This is a genomic window from Rhodococcus sp. H36-A4, assembly GCF_027158005.1.
Taxonomy (GTDB): domain Bacteria; phylum Actinomycetota; class Actinomycetes; order Mycobacteriales; family Mycobacteriaceae; genus Rhodococcoides.
The window spans coordinates 131,710-145,945 of sequence record NZ_JAPVLQ010000001.1 but is presented as its reverse complement, the minus strand read 5'-3'; the positions used below and the strand labels follow the sequence as shown (position 1 = coordinate 145,945).

13 protein-coding genes, 1 tRNA gene and 1 pseudogene are annotated in these 14,236 nt (G+C 62.3%); 10 read left to right on the top strand and 5 right to left on the bottom strand.

Features of this window, described 5'->3' with window-relative positions:
- Positions 1-22: 22 nt before the first annotated feature.
- From efeB to efeU, 3 genes are read right to left on the bottom strand one after another with little or no spacing between them, the layout of a single operon-like run.
- Positions 23-1,288 carry an iron uptake transporter deferrochelatase/peroxidase subunit gene (efeB, locus tag O1W68_RS00610; protein WP_269300977.1) on the bottom strand — a complete coding sequence of 422 codons (1,266 nt, stop codon included), beginning with the start codon at positions 1,286-1,288 and terminating at the stop codon, positions 23-25.
- Positions 1,269-2,408: an iron uptake system protein EfeO gene (efeO, locus tag O1W68_RS00605; RefSeq protein WP_269300976.1), complete on the bottom strand. Its 1,140-nt coding sequence runs from the start codon at positions 2,406-2,408 to the stop codon at positions 1,269-1,271. Before efeO ends, efeB begins: the two co-directional genes overlap by 20 nt.
- A 5-nt stretch (positions 2,409-2,413) precedes the next feature.
- Positions 2,414-3,304, bottom strand: a complete 891-nt coding sequence (gene efeU / locus O1W68_RS00600; RefSeq protein WP_269300975.1) for an iron uptake transporter permease EfeU — start codon at positions 3,302-3,304, stop codon at positions 2,414-2,416.
- A 170-nt stretch (positions 3,305-3,474) separates the two neighbouring features.
- Here efeU and O1W68_RS00595 point away from each other — a divergent pair, with 170 nt between their 5' ends.
- From O1W68_RS00595 to O1W68_RS00555, 9 genes are all read left to right on the top strand, one after another.
- Positions 3,475-4,221: a lytic transglycosylase domain-containing protein gene (locus tag O1W68_RS00595; RefSeq protein WP_442972256.1), complete on the top strand. Its 747-nt coding sequence runs from the start codon at positions 3,475-3,477 to the stop codon at positions 4,219-4,221.
- A 121-nt stretch (positions 4,222-4,342) separates the two neighbouring features.
- On the top strand, positions 4,343-5,629 hold the full coding sequence (gene eno / locus O1W68_RS00590) for a phosphopyruvate hydratase (protein ID WP_269300974.1): 1,287 nt from the start codon (positions 4,343-4,345) through the stop codon (positions 5,627-5,629).
- Between the two features lie 29 nt (positions 5,630-5,658).
- Positions 5,659-6,339 carry an FtsB family cell division protein gene (locus tag O1W68_RS00585; protein WP_084347904.1) on the top strand — a complete coding sequence of 227 codons (681 nt, stop codon included), beginning with the start codon at positions 5,659-5,661 and terminating at the stop codon, positions 6,337-6,339.
- Positions 6,336-6,875, top strand: coding sequence for a DUF501 domain-containing protein (locus O1W68_RS00580; protein ID WP_269300973.1), 540 nt, complete (start codon positions 6,336-6,338; stop codon positions 6,873-6,875). Before O1W68_RS00585 ends, O1W68_RS00580 begins: the two co-directional genes overlap by 4 nt.
- Positions 6,872-7,816 carry a Ppx/GppA phosphatase family protein gene (locus O1W68_RS00575; protein WP_269300972.1) on the top strand — a complete coding sequence of 315 codons (945 nt, stop codon included), beginning with the start codon at positions 6,872-6,874 and terminating at the stop codon, positions 7,814-7,816. The genes O1W68_RS00580 and O1W68_RS00575 overlap by 4 nt, the downstream gene beginning before the upstream one ends.
- A gap of 177 nt (positions 7,817-7,993) precedes the next feature.
- Positions 7,994-8,067, top strand: a tRNA-Leu gene (locus O1W68_RS00570).
- Positions 8,068-8,518: 451 nt separating this feature from the next.
- On the top strand, positions 8,519-10,126 hold the full coding sequence (locus O1W68_RS00565) for an AMP-binding protein (protein ID WP_269300971.1): 1,608 nt from the start codon (positions 8,519-8,521) through the stop codon (positions 10,124-10,126).
- Between the two features lie 299 nt (positions 10,127-10,425).
- Positions 10,426-11,274 carry an arabinofuranosidase gene (locus tag O1W68_RS00560; RefSeq protein WP_331283574.1) on the top strand — a complete coding sequence of 283 codons (849 nt, stop codon included), beginning with the start codon at positions 10,426-10,428 and terminating at the stop codon, positions 11,272-11,274.
- A gap of 44 nt (positions 11,275-11,318) precedes the next feature.
- Entirely contained in the window at positions 11,319-12,353 is a 1,035-nt protein-coding gene (locus O1W68_RS00555) for an esterase/lipase family protein (RefSeq protein WP_269300969.1), read from the top strand.
- A 141-nt stretch (positions 12,354-12,494) separates the two neighbouring features.
- Here the strand turns inward: O1W68_RS00555 and O1W68_RS00550 are convergent.
- Positions 12,495-12,955: pseudogene (locus O1W68_RS00550) on the bottom strand (nuclear transport factor 2 family protein).
- A 246-nt stretch (positions 12,956-13,201) separates the two neighbouring features.
- Between O1W68_RS00550 and O1W68_RS00545 the strand changes: the two are divergent.
- Positions 13,202-13,639 carry a VOC family protein gene (locus tag O1W68_RS00545; protein WP_269300968.1) on the top strand — a complete coding sequence of 146 codons (438 nt, stop codon included), beginning with the start codon at positions 13,202-13,204 and terminating at the stop codon, positions 13,637-13,639.
- A gap of 86 nt (positions 13,640-13,725) precedes the next feature.
- On the opposite strand, the gene O1W68_RS00540 is transcribed toward O1W68_RS00545, so the two are convergent.
- Complete coding sequence (locus tag O1W68_RS00540; protein ID WP_269300967.1) at positions 13,726-14,106, bottom strand: hypothetical protein; 381 nt, start codon at positions 14,104-14,106, stop codon at positions 13,726-13,728.
- Positions 14,107-14,236 lie beyond the last annotated feature (130 nt).

Below are 14,236 nucleotides of genomic sequence, written 5' to 3'. Positions count from 1 at the left end.
TATGAATGTGCCATTCAAGCGATTACGCGAACAATGTAGAACCCCAGTACTCCGATTCCCCGAGCCCCGGTGGGCACGCGAAGACTGCGGAGCCGACGTGCTGGATGTACTCGTTGAGTAGGTCCGTTCGCGCCAGTGCGAGTTGCAGCGGCACGAACTGGGTCAACGGATCACGGCAGTACGCGATGAAGAAGAGTCCGGCGTCGAGGTGGCCGAAACCGTCGGATCCGTCGGTGAAGTTGTAGCCGCGCCTCAGGATCTGGATGCCGCCGAGCTCTTCTTTGGACGCCAGCCGGACGTGTGCGTCGACGTCGATGAGGGGCCCGTCCGGACCCTTCGAATCGAGATCGAGCGCATCGAATTCGTCGGTCAGGCCCAGTGGAGCGCCGGTTCCCTTGCTACGCCCGATTACTCGCTCTTGCTCTTTGAGCGTCGTGCGGTCCCAGGACTCGATGAGCATACGGATTCTTCGTGCAACGAGGTACGAGCCGCCACCCATCCACTCCTGGTCGTCGGCAGGATCGACCCAGACGTTCTCGTCCAGCATCTGCGGATCTTCGGCTTTGAGGTTGGCAGTTCCGTCTTTGAAGCCGAACAGGTTTCGAGGCGTGGCCTGAGCCGTCGACGTCGACGAGGTGCGTCCGAAACCGAGTTGCGACCACTTGACCGACACCGTCCCGAATCCGACGCGAGCCAAGTTGCGAATGGCGTGCACGGCAACCTGAGGATCGTTGGCACATGCCTGAATACACAGGTCGCCGCCCGATCGCGCAGGATCGAGGTTGTCGGCGGGGAAGTGCTGGAGGTCGGCCAACGAAGCGGGCTTTTTGTCTGCGAGACCGAACCGATCGAACAAACCTGGACCGAATCCGATGGTCAAGGTCAGTGATGAGGCTGCGAGGCCGAGGGCTTCGCCGGTGTCGGACGGTGGCTTGTACTCGCCTGCCCCGACGGCGCCGTCCTCGAATGTTTCTTCGCCCTTGGTCAGTCGCTCGGCCATATCCGTCCACTTGCGGAGCAGTGCGACGAAGTCCTCGCGCGAGTCGGTGGTGATGTCGAAGGCGACGAAGTGCATGCGGTCCTGTGCGGGCGTGACGATGCCTGCTTGATGGTCACCGCGGAATTCGACGACGTCGGACGTCTGGGACTCGGAACCGGCTGCTGTGGCGTTGCCTGCGATGGCCCCGACACCGACAAGCGCGGCCCCAGCCCCGACGGCACCGAAGAGGCGCCGTCGGGAGAAGCCTGAGGCGGCCGAATCTTTGCTATTACTCTCCCGCGACGACACCCTGCACCTGACTCACTTCGGCGGACAATGCGTCGATCTTGTTCGAAAGTTCTTGGCGCTGTGGTTCGGTCACGGTGTCGTAGAACACGAAGCCGTCGCCGACACGGTACTTGGCGAGTTCGGCGTCGAGTTCGGCGAAGCGAGTGTCGATCGATGTTCCGAGTTCGGGTTCACGCTCGTCGATGATCGGGCGCACTGCGGCGATCGCGGCCTGCGCGCCGTCGACGTTGGCCTGGAAGTCCCAGAGGTCGGTGTGCGAGAAGAAGTCCTCTTCGCCGCTGATCTTGGTCTTGGCTACCTCGTCGAGCAGTCCCTGAGCGCCACCGGCGACCTGGATCGGGTCGATGGTGAAGTCGTCGGCCTTGACCTTCTCGGCGAGTTCGTCGATGTTGGCCTGCAGCTGATCGGCCATCGCGTTGGTGTCCGGCTGCAGTCCCTGCGCCCACAGGTCCTTCTCGATGCGGTGGAAGCCGGTCCATTCCGCGCCCGGCTCGACGTCGGGCTCGCGGAGGTCGATGCGGGGATCGAGGTCGTCGGGGAAGCTCTCGGCGACGGGCTCGATGCGCTCGTAATAGCTACGCGCGATGGGGAACTGGGCCTTGGCGCCCTCGACGTCGCCGGCCTTGACCGCTGCCACGAAGCTTGCCGTCGTCTCCTGCAATGCATCGATCTGGCTGACAACGTAGCGCTTGTAACCCGATGCGGCCTCCGCGAGCAGGCCGTCGTCGTCGGCCTGGCGAACGGCGTAACCGCTGACGACGAAGTCTGCGCGGATACCGTCGCCCACCATGCCTGCCTTGCATGCAGTTTGGTACGTGCCGGGGTCGGGCAGCGCGACGATGAGCTGGCGTGTCAGGCCGGGGCCGATGTTCTCGACCTCGCCCATGACTCGATCACCCTCGCCGTAGACATAGAACTCGGTGACCTTGCTGCCGTTGTTCGTGATCTGGAAGGTGGAGTTTCCGGTGGCACCTTCGGAGGCACCGATGTCACATCCGCTGTCGGTGGCGGTGACCGTGATGTCCCCGTCACTCGCCTCGGAGGACGATTTTTCGGTACAACCGGCCAGAGCCAGCGGAAGAACCGCAACCGCTGCCAGAGCGTAGGTGGTACGACGCATTTTCTTCAGTGCCTTTCGGAAGCGTGGAGAACAGGCTCTGGTGTCGCGGGGACGCGAACCGGCCGGAGAAAGAGAAATAGGACGATGACGAGATATGCCAACCAGCAGACGGCTTGCAGGACCGTCGGCTCGGGTCGGAAGTTGAAGATGCCTGCTAGCACGGTGCCGTACCAGCTCGAGGCGTCGTAGTGCGCGGTGACGTCGAACGCCACCGAAGATCCACCGGGAAGCACTCCGCCGATCTGCAGGGCCCGTATTCCGTAGGCGAGAATCCCCGCGGCGACGACGATGAGGAAGATGCCGGTGTATTTGAAGAACACGGCGAAGTTGATGCGAATCGCACCGAAGTACAGGAACACCGTCAGCATGGCCGCAATGACGATGCCCACGAGGAGTCCGAGCAACGGCCACAGGCTGCCGTTGGTGTTCTCGGCGTATCCGACCATGAGAAGCGCGGTTTCGATTCCCTCGCGCCCGACGGCGAAGAAGGCGAGTGTCAGAACTGCAATCGGACCGACGGTCAGTGCACGTTCCATTCCGCCCTTCAGCTCGCCCGAGATGTCCTTGGCTGCGGTGCGCATCCACAGGACCATGGCTGTGACAATCGCGACGGCGACGAGGGAAGCGAGGCCGGCGATGATCTCGGCGGTGAGACCGGTGACCGTCGACGTGCCGTAGTGAATGACGAAGAACACGACCGCGACCATGGCGACCGCAGCACCGACTCCCAGCCACACCCATTTGAGTGCATCCCGGCGATCGGCTTTGACGAGGAAGGCGACGAGGATCATCACGACGATCCCGGTTTCGAGCCCCTCACGAAGTCCGATCAGTCCACTGCCGAACATTTGGGTTGCGATCGACGGCGCAGTTCCGGCGGCAGCGAGTACGGACACGGGGGACCTTCCTGGAATGGCACTGAGTTCGGTACGCCTGGCCTTCCGTAGGGTAGGCGACCCTCATCTGTTAACTATTACAGGAACATACACCCAGATAGCCAGCGCAAAAACATCACAAACGGGCTCTTATATAGAGCTTTAGGTTTCTATTACCTTTGATGTGCAGGATGGGTGGTGTGACCCATCGACCCCGCCGAGCCGCGATCTTGCTGTCCACAGCCTTGGCAGTGGCGATCATGGCCAGCGCATGCGGTTCCTCCGAACCTCCGCGAGTTATTCCCGAGGGCATACCTCCCGGCCCAGGGGCTCCGGTTCCGGACATCGACTTCAACGCTCCGGGACGCACCGCAGATCTGTTGCTCGCGTGGGCTGCACCGCAGTCGGATGCGCTGAGCATCTCCGGTCCGGCGCTCGCGGCATACGCGCATGCGGCCGCGGTCATGTCCGCCACGGCACCGGACTGCGGGATCGCCTGGACCACTCTCGCCGGCATCGGATTCATCGAGAGCCGCCACGGTACTTACCAGGGCTCTGCCGTCGCGCAGGATGGCACTGTTGCGCCGACCATTCGCGGAATCCCGCTCGACGGCGCTCCCGGCGTCGCCGAAATCCCGGATACCGACCGCGGTGCCCTCGACGGCGACGACATCCACGACCGCGCCATGGGACCGATGCAGTTCATTCCTGAGACATGGAAGAAGTGGGGTGTCGACGCCAACGGCGACGGCGTCCCGAATCCGGACAACCTGGACGACGCGTCCCTTACCGCAGCCCGGTACTTGTGTGCGCGTGGTGGCGACTTGCGCACCGCTGAAGGGTGGGAGCGGGCCCTGATGGCGTACAACCAGTCGGGCGTCTATCTCCGCGATGTCCGCGATGCTGCCGCGGCCTATTCGGTGGGAGCCGGCGCCTAGCTCCATGTCGTATGCGGGTAGGTGAGCGAAGCGGCTAGTCTGACACACGGCACAGTCCGCAACTCGGTCGTGGCGTCGTGAACAGCGGCGTTGTCGGTCCCCGTTTATAGGAGAAGCATTCGTGGCCATCATTGAGCAGGTCGGAGCTCGCGAGATCCTCGACTCCCGTGGCAACCCCACTGTCGAGGTCGAGGTCGCATTGGACGATGGAACCCTTTGCCGTGCGGCAGTTCCTTCCGGTGCATCCACCGGCGAGCACGAGGCCGTCGAGCTTCGTGACGGCGGCGACCGCTACGGCGGCAAGGGCGTGGAGAAGGCCGTCAACGCTGTTCTCGACGAGATCGCACCGGCCGTCATCGGCCTCGACGCCATCGAGCAGCGCACCATCGATCAGGCCCTGCTGGATCTCGACGGCACCCCGGACAAGTCCCGACTCGGCGCGAACTCGCTGCTGGGTGTTTCACTCGCTGTCGCGAAGGCTGCTGCAGAGTCTGCGGGCCTCGAGCTGTTCCGCTACCTCGGCGGACCGAACGCGTACATACTTCCCGTCCCGATGATGAACATCATCAATGGCGGCGCGCATGCGGACAGTGGCGTCGACGTCCAGGAGTTCATGATCGCTCCGATCGGTGCACCGACGTTCAAGGAATCCCTTCGTTGGGGCGCCGAGGTCTACCACTCGCTCAAGTCGGTTCTCAAGGCCAAGGGGCTCTCGACCGGACTCGGTGACGAGGGTGGATTCGCTCCTGACCTCGCCGGTACCAAAGAAGCACTCGACCTCATCCTCGAAGCCATCAAGAAGACCGGACTCGAGCCGGGACGCGATATCGGCCTGGCTCTGGACGTCGCAGCCACCGAGTTCTACACCTCGGGCACCGGCTACGCCTTCGAGCGTGACACCAAGACCGCCGAGCAGCTGTCGGCGTTCTACGGCGAACTCGTCGACGCATACCCACTCGTGTCCATCGAGGATCCGCTGGACGAGAACGACTGGGACGGCTGGGTTGCACTCACCGAGTCCATCGGCGACAAGGTTCAGCTCGTCGGCGACGATCTCTTCGTCACCAACCCTGAGCGTCTGGAAGACGGCATCGTTCGCGGCGCCGCCAACGCACTGTTGGTCAAGGTCAACCAGATCGGCACCCTCACCGAGACCCTCGACGCAGTCGAGCTGGCGCATCGCAATGGTTACAAGACCATGATGAGCCATCGCAGCGGCGAAACCGAGGACACCACCATCGCTGACCTGGCAGTTGCCGTCGGAAGTGGTCAGATCAAGACAGGTGCACCCGCTCGAAGCGAGCGAGTCGCCAAGTACAACCAGTTGCTGAGAATCGAAGAAGCTCTCGGCGACGCGGCGCGTTACGCAGGCGAGCTGGCCTTCCCCCGGTTCAATTACGAGGGATAGATTTCTTACGCAAGCGTTGAAGGTGGGTCATGGCGGCAGGACGAGGTAGACCGGGGACAAGTCCAGGTGGGCGTGATCCTCGGCCTCGCGGCCGCTCGGCTTCACCTCGTAACCGGCAGACCGAAGCTGCGCGCGGCGACGCGCGCAGCACCGGTCAATTGCCGCCCGAGCCGTCCGATCAGGCACGCGATGCCGTCGTGGCGGGCAGGGCAGCGCCACGACGCGTCGGCGTCCAGGCGTCGACGCGTCCGGAGCGGAGTTTTTTCGGGCTGTCCACCGGTCGCGCTGTGATCTTGGCGGTCGTGGTGTGTGCGTTGGCGTTGACGCTCGCGATGCCGCTGCGGACGTACTTTTCGCAGAGGACCGAGCTCGCTTCGGTCCTTGCGGAGCGTAAAGGGCTCGAAGACGACGTAAAGAATCTCGAACGTGAGAAGTCGCAACTGAACGAACCAGCACGCATCGACGCCGAGGCACGCAGTCGGCTGCGGTGGGTGATGCCGGGGGAGACGCCCTATCAGGTGCAGCTTCCCGGTGACATGGCAAAGTCCGACGCCGAAGCGAAATCGATCGAACAATCCGAGGGCCCGTGGTATCGGGATCTTTGGGAATCAGCAGTGCAGCCGCAGCAGAGCGACGAGCCGGAGCAGCAACCACTGCCCGCACTCGTTCCTGCGCCTGCACCGGTACTAGAAGGAGGACCTGTCGGGTGACCGGTGCAGGAAAATCGGCAGTCTCGCCGGAGGATCTAGAGGCGGTTGCGACCCAGCTGGGGCGTGAGCCTCGCGGGGTCCTCGAGGTCGCCTACCGATCCCCGGACGGCAGGCCCGGTGTGGTGAAAACTGCACCCAAACTCCCCGACGGCACGCCCTTCCCGACCCTGTACTACCTGACCGATCCGCGGCTCACCGCAGAGGCGAGCAGGCAGGAATCTGCAGGCGTCATGCGTGAAATGACCGAAAGGCTGGGGACCGACACGGAGTTGGCAGCCGGATATCGGCGAGCCCACGAGTCCTACTTGGCCGAACGCAACGAGATCGAATCGTTGGGAACGGACTTCACCGGTGGAGGTATGCCGGACCGCGTGAAATGCCTGCACGTCCTCATCGCGCATTCGCTCGCCAAGGGCCCAGGTCTCAATCCACTCGGCGACGAGGCAGTTGCTCTCGCCGCCGAAAACCATATGCGCGGCAAGGCCATTCCAGCGGACTGGCCGACCGTCGCAGAACTTCGCGGGGAGACACAATGACCAGAGTTGCCGCCATCGATTGCGGAACCAACTCGATCCGGCTGCTCGTCGCCGATGTCAAGGACGGTGTCCTCACCGACGTCGCCCGTGAAATGCGCATCGTGAGGCTCGGCCAAGGCGTCGACGCGACGGGAGCGTTTGCGCCCGAAGCCATCGAGCGAACCCGAGATGCCTTGCAGGAGTACGCCGGAATCATCCGCGAGAGCGGTGCATCGGCACTACGCATGGTGGCCACCTCGGCCACGCGCGACGCGTCGAACCGCGAGGACTTCTTCGCGATGACGCGCGAAATACTCGATCCGATCGTCGCGGGCTCGGTCGCCGAGGTCATCACCGGTGACGAGGAAGCCAGACTGTCCTTTGCCGGAGCCGTCGGTGAACTCAATGCTGCCGGTGCACCTTTCCTGGTCGTCGACCTCGGAGGCGGTTCCACCGAACTGGTGCTCGGAGACAACAAAGGCGTCAAGGCTGCTTTCTCGGCGAACATCGGCTGCGTCCGGCTGACCGAGCGGTTCCTGCACAGTGATCCGCCCACCGCAGACGAGATCGCCAGTGCCCGTGAGTATGTGCGCGCCAAGCTGGAAGAAGCCTTCGAGGAAGTGTCGATCGGAAACGCGACGAGCTGGGTCGGCGTCGCGGGAACCATGACCACCATTGCCGCCATCGCCTCCGGACTCACGGAATACGACGCCGAGAAGGTGCACCTCACCCGGGTGCCGTTCGCGGTCCTGTTCGAGGTATGCGACCGGCTGGTCAACATGACGCGTGCAGAACGAAGCGAGTTGGGCCCCATGCACCCAGGGCGGGTCGACGTCATCGGCGGCGGTTCGATCGTCTGCAGCGTCTTGGCCGAGGAATTCGAACGACGCGGAGCGGTCAGCACACTGATCGTCAGTGAACACGACATTCTCGACGGGATTGCCCTCTCGGTGAAGGTCTAGGCAGGTAGAACTCCCCGGTGCCGCGGGTATTTTCCGTGTTGCTGTTCGATCGGATGAGCTTGCAGTAGTTCATCTTCCACCTTCAGCTGCGAAGAGAACCCGCGATCGTGACGCCGGTGATTCCAGGGCGGATACAGCCTTATAAGATGATCGACGCGGACCTGCACGTCCGCGGTGGCCCCTATAGCCCAATTGGCAGAGGCAACGGACTTAAAATCCGTCAAGTGTCGGTTCGAGTCCGACTGGGGGCACCGGAGTCCATATGGATCCAGAATCATGGACCGGGGCAGAGGTTTCGGGTGGTAACGCGGACGTCAGTGGCCTCCCGCGGATCTGAGTAGACAACTGAGGCAGCGGATTTCAGATCCACGCGGGGACGTCGCTGTCCAGCGGCTGGGCGGATTGCACATCCGCCTAAGGAAATCGAAGACCTACCAAGAGTGCAGGTGGGCAGCGAAAGCCCTGTTCTACGCCGACTCCCGCGAGACCTGCCCGCCCGGCGCCGACGTCCGCTGGGCCCAGGTTGTCGTCGCCTACGGCACCGGGGCCGACTGTCTGCCATCCGACTACTCCGGAAATGCGAGCAGTTCGGCAGGCATGGGTGCTGCGGGGTTATTGGATTGCTCCGGATAACCTAGAACGTGTTCTAAACTCAGGTCACCCGCCTCGAGATCGCGGCGCAGTCACTTGGAAGGAATGACGATGCAGTTCAACCTTGCGGACGTTTTCGAGACAGTCGCCGATGCCGTACCTGATCGCGTTGCATTGACCTACGAGGGTGAGAACTTCAGCTATGCCCAGTTGGACGCGGAGGCCAACAGGACCGCCCAGCTGCTCACCCAGGCCGGCATCTCCCAAGGCCACCATGTCGCACTGTTCCTCAAGAACAGCGTCGAGCACGTAACCTCCATCCTGGGATTGCTCAAGATCCGCGCGGTCCCGATCAACGTCAACTACCGGTACACGCCCGCCGAACTCGAGTACATCTTCATCAACTCCGATTCGGCCGCGGTGGTCGTCGAAATCCCCGAGCACCAGCGCGTCCTTGCTTCCCTATTGGAGGCGTGCCCGATGATCCGGACGGTGATCGTGATCGGCGAGATCGCTGCCGAACTGCTGTCCGCCGCGAAGGGACACGCAGTTTCCGTGGTTTCATTCGCCGATGCTCGTGAATTGTCGCCCACAGCCGAGTTCGATTCCCGTACGGGCGACGACCTGTACCTGCTCTATACGGGCGGGACCACTGGATACCCGAAGGGCGTCATGTGGCGGCAAGATGACTTTTTCCGCAAGCCTCTTTCCGGCGGAAACCCATACGGCGAGGGGGCCCGGCAAGACCTCGCCGAGATCGCCAGTGCTGCAAGGGAATTTCCCGAACTCTCGTTCCTCATCGCCGCGCCCCTGATGCACGGTGCGGCGTTGTATTCGTTGTTCACCTTTTTCACCCTCGGTGCTCGCGTGGTCCTCAGGCGAGACTTCGATCCGCGGAAGGTCGTCGAATCGATCGAGAAGGATTCGGTGCAGGTGATCCTGATCGTCGGCGATGCTATGGGGTTGCCGTTGGTCGATGAGATGGAACGCCGAAAGGGCGAGGTCGATCTCAGCTCGCTGTTCTCGATCACCTCGGGCGGCGCGATCTGGTCCACCAGCGTTCGGAACCGCATGTTGGCGGTCAAACCGGACCTGCTGTTGCGGGACAACTTCGGCGCCTCGGAGTCTGGGAACGACGGCGCCTTCACCATCGACGAGGTCGGCACTCTGCGAATGCCACCCTCGCCGAGCATGACACTCGTCGACGAGTCTCTGAACGAGATTCCTGCCGGCTCCGAGGAAGTGGGCTATATCGCCCGGATCGGCAACGTCCCTCTCGGCTACTACAAGGACGAGGAGAAGACCGCCCGGACGTTCCCGACACGCAGTGATGGCACGCGCCTGTCGGTGCTCGGCGACATGGGGAAGGTCGAAGCGGACGGCACGATAGTCTTCCTCGGACGCGGCTCTCAATGTATAAACACCGGCGGCGAAAAGGTTTTCGCCGAGGAGGTCGAGGCCGCCCTCCACGCGCACCCGTCGATCGCCGACGCACTCGTCGTCGCAACACCCGACCAGCGCATGGGCCAGCAGGTTGCCGCGGTGATCGCAACCTATCCCGAGTCACCTGAACTAACCCTCGACGACGTTCAGGAGCACTGCCGCAAGACGCTGGCCGGCTACAAGATCCCGCGTTCGGTGGTGCTGGTCGAGGAGGTCAAGCGAACCCCTGCCGGCAAAGCGGACTACCGCTGGGCGACGACAGTGGCGAGCTCCTAACGCCCAGCCGGAGCAGCGGTTGCACGAGCAGAACGCATAGCGCGCAACCGCTGTTCCGTGTCCCAGGTAGGCGAAACCGGCGGCCGGTCGGTCAACTTATGGCAGGCGCCCGTCCGTAACGATCTTGATCGGAGTCGGCCAAAACGGCGCGAAGTGCGGCAGCTGCCGTTGATACTGCACCCGTGACTTCGACCAAACGAACCTGTTTGTCCGCGATATCTACAACGCTACTTGTTTTCGCAGCCACGTTGGTTGCAGGCCCGGGAAGCAGTGCTGCACAGCCGGCCTCGCGCTACACGATGGTGGCGTTCAGCAACGCCAGCGACCGCGATATGGATGTCTACGAGTCGGGCGACGCTACGTCGTTCCAACTCGTCCAACATTCGGCGTATCGGCCGCCGTCAGGGCTTGTACGTGACCCGAGCATCTTCAAGAACACAGACGGGCTGTATTACGTCACCTACACCACGGCCGAAGGGGCGAATATCGGCTTCGCTCGCAGCCCCGACCGCATCAACTGGACGTCAATGGGAACGTACCCGGTCCCGTTTTGTTGCGCCTTCATGCCAGGTACCGGAGACGGTGTCGGTTTCGTGAATCTACCGGGCACCGGATCGGCAGGGTCTTCGGACGGGCCGTCGCTGTCGCCGTTCGTCACCAAAGCGTGGGCGCCCGAATGGTTCGTGGACGGCGACCGTGTCAACGTCATCCTTTCGTTGTCGACCGGGGGAGGGTTCGTGCCGTACATGATGACCGCGCTCGATCCATCGCTCAGAATGTGGAGTCTGCCTGTTCCGCTCGCCGGGATCGGCGCGGACCATATCGACACCACTGTGGTGCAGGTTGGATCGACCTATCATGCGTTCACCAAAAACGAGACGAAGAAGATAATCGAGCATGCGGTCGCGTCGTCGCCGGCGGGACCCTATTCCTTCGTCCCGTCTGGAGACTGGGGCACGATGCTGGAGGGGCCGGCCCTGGTGCAGTTGCCGAACGGCGCCTGGCGGATATATCTCGATGCATACACCGAAAACAAGTATCTCTATTCCGACAGCACGGATGGCTTACGAACGTGGTCGGCGACGCAAGAGCTTCCAGGCCTTTCGGGGACGGTGCGCCATCTGGGCGTGATGAGTGAGCCGGCGTAGCGACGGCTCGTCGAGTTAGGTGCTATATGCGAAAACGTCTATCGATGCTGCCGGTTGTAATCCTCGGATGTGCACTGGCGGTAGCCGCCCCCGCCGCCGCACAACCGACGGCTGTGCCTGGCGGATTTTTCGCGGGATACGGCGCCGAGGCGGCGAATCCGGGAGGCGATCCGCCAGGCGTCAACGACTGGGATTGCCGGCTCCCTCCTGAGCACCCTCGCCCGGTCGTGCTGCTGCACGGTACCGCCGCCAATGCGCAGATCAATTGGAATGCGATGGCCCCTGCGCTGAAAAGCGAAGGCTACTGCCTCTTCGCTCCCACCTTCGGAGTCCTTCCGACGGCTACCAGTTGGCCTATGAACGTTATCGGCGGCTTGGGATCGATGTATGACAGTGCCGCTCTGGTCCGAGAATTCGTGGAGAAGATTCTCGCGGCGACAGGTTCCAATGAGGTCGACATCGTGGCCCACTCGGAGGGCACCCTGGTGGGCGGTTATTACGTGAAGTTTCTCGGCGGCGCTGATGTAGTCGACAAGTACGTCGCGTTGACACCGCCGTGGAAGGGCAACGAAGCCTATGGTGCCGGCGTTGCGCTCGATCTCGCGTCGCAACTCGGTGTCGAAGAGACGATGTCGAACATCTGGGACCCCATCGCCCCGGCGCTGCTGCAGATGGCGAAGGGATCCGACTTCATGAACGAGATGACCGAGAGCGGACCGTACGCGCCCGGCGTCACCTACACGAATGTCATGACTCGCTATGACGAGTTGGTTATGCCGTATACCGCGGGTTACGTCGAGGCGCCGAACGCGACGAATATCGTAATGCAGGACAGTTGCGAGCAGGACTTTTCGGTCATGCGTCCGTCGGGGCCAACGTGCGAGGCCAGCAATTCGTGCTCAATGCACTGGACCCGGTCAACGCGCAGCCTGTGCCATGTGTCTTCGTGCCACCGATGGTCGGCTGACCAACTAGCCGAATACGCCTGGGCGGGCCGCTGTAGTTTGCTGCTCAGCTCGAGGGCGACGCGTAGAACTTTCCGCCACTTAGTGTTTCGCGCGAGTAGCCAGTGTCGGTAACCCTGCTGTTCTGAGACTGAACATTTTGTCACAGCTGGAACGCACCCAGGAAATGTGCTTTAGCTCGGACACACGAATTGGCTGCAAGGTAACTACTTTGGATCAGTCTCTGGATTGCTGAGAAGATCTGGAGTGGCTCCTTTATTCGAGGGGGAAATCGACCCCGTGCTCGGACTCGGGACGGGACCCGAAGTAGCGCCGCTGTGTTTCGACTATTTCGCGATCGTTGATGCTTGCTTCACGTATGCGCATGAGTCCGTTGCCGTCGAATTCCCAGAGTTCATTGCCGAAGCTGCGGTGCCACTGCCCGCTGGTGTCGTGCCATTCGTATTGAAACCGCACTGCGATCCGATTCTCGTCAAATGCCCAGAGGTTTTTGCGTAGTACGTACTCGAGTTGCGTTCCCACTTTCGGGTGAGGAACTCTACGATAGCGACGCGGCCGCAGACGAACAGGTCGCGGTTTCGCCAGACGGAATCCGGTGTGTACGCCAGGCTGACGCGATGGGGATCCCTTGTGTTCCAGTCATCCTCAGCGGCCTGGACTTTATGCAATGCACTACTCAGATCGAACGGTGGCACTGGCGGTCGTTGCTCAGTCATCAAGATGTCCATTCGATTTCAGTAGGCATGAATGGTCGGTGGGTGGTAGATCAGCGGCATCTCAGGTGCGAACTGTACTTCGTCTGAACCGGTGCGGACGGCAATCACCCATGTCATCAAACTGTCACTGCAGCAGAACCGTCCGCTGAGAGCTCGCAAGCCCTCGTCGACGCCAAGTATCGGTGCGACCAGGCCTGCTCATCGTGAGGGCAAATAACGCTGCCCCTGGTGGGTACCGTGAAACTCATGGCCATCAAACTCGAGAATGTTGGTATCGCAGTCCGTGACCTCGAAGCGACGATCGAATTCTTCACTGATCTCGGTCTGACCGTCCTCGGCCGCGACACGGTCAGTGGGGAGTGGACGGATACGGCGGTGGGTCTCGATGGCAATCACGCCAAGATTGCCATGCTCGCGACACCCGACGGCGACGGTCGTCTCGAGCTTTTCGAGTACATCCACCCCGAAGCGATCGAGACGGAGCCCACCCTTCCGAACGAGGTCGGCATGCATCGCGTCGCTTTCTCGGTCGACGATCTCGACGCGGCCCTCGAGATCGCTGCGAGGCACGGCTGCTACCCATTGCGCGGGGTCGCGAGATACGGGGACGTCTACAAGCTCACCTATGTCCGCGGACCCAGCGGCATCATCGTGATGCTCGCCGAGGAGCTGAACAAGAGCTGACGCACGTTCTCGATCGGTGACGGCAGGCCCTGGTGAAGCCTGCCGTCACGCAAGTCGTTATCTAGAGGTCTCCCGCGCTCTAGGTGTCAGGCAGGCACCGGCGTCCGCAATTCCCGCCGGGCCGCTGCTTGGAGCGCAGTCAATGCTGCGACGGCGAGTGCCTGGGCCAGAACGAACAGCACGCCCCAGCCGGTGAGGCCGCCCCAGCCGCCGATGGCGAAAATGATGCTCGCGGCAACCCAAACCAGGTTCAGAACAACAACTTCCAGCACCATTGATGGACTCGGATGGACAGCGACCCAGGCGAGAAAGCCGGCCCATGCCAAGAGGCCGACGCCGACCACGACGGACAACGTCACGTCCAGTCCCAGTGGGCCTTCCAGTACATCAGCGAGAGCGACCAGTAGAACTCCGAGGCCGCCGGAAGCCAGGGCGTCGAGTCGAAGGAGAGTGCGAATCTGGTTCATGGCTTACTCCTCAGGAATGTCGGTCGACGGCAGGTCCGTCGACCATGACGACAACGGTGCCTTCCGCGCGGAGCAGAGTCGATTACCTAAGAGGTCATGGTGGTAATGCCGATCCGTTGTCAGACTGGTC

Bases quoted from the DNA above. Each gene is read 5' to 3' on its own strand.
- efeO (WP_269300976.1), bottom strand. From the start codon at position 2,408: ATGCGTCGTACCACCTACGCTCTGGCAGCGGTTGCGGTTCTTCCGCTG.
- O1W68_RS00595 (WP_442972256.1), top strand. From the start codon at position 3,475: ATGGGTGGTGTGACCCATCGACCCCGCCGAGCCGCGATCTTGCTGTCC.
- O1W68_RS00585 (WP_084347904.1), top strand. From the start codon at position 5,659: ATGGCGGCAGGACGAGGTAGACCGGGGACAAGTCCAGGTGGGCGTGAT.
- O1W68_RS00575 (WP_269300972.1), top strand. From the start codon at position 6,872: ATGACCAGAGTTGCCGCCATCGATTGCGGAACCAACTCGATCCGGCTG.
- O1W68_RS00565 (WP_269300971.1), top strand. From the start codon at position 8,519: ATGCAGTTCAACCTTGCGGACGTTTTCGAGACAGTCGCCGATGCCGTA.
- O1W68_RS00560 (WP_331283574.1), top strand. From the start codon at position 10,426: ATGGTGGCGTTCAGCAACGCCAGCGACCGCGATATGGATGTCTACGAG.
- O1W68_RS00555 (WP_269300969.1), top strand. From the start codon at position 11,319: ATGCTGCCGGTTGTAATCCTCGGATGTGCACTGGCGGTAGCCGCCCCC.
- O1W68_RS00545 (WP_269300968.1), top strand. From the start codon at position 13,202: ATGGCCATCAAACTCGAGAATGTTGGTATCGCAGTCCGTGACCTCGAA.
- O1W68_RS00540 (WP_269300967.1), bottom strand. From the start codon at position 14,106: ATGAACCAGATTCGCACTCTCCTTCGACTCGACGCCCTGGCTTCCGGC.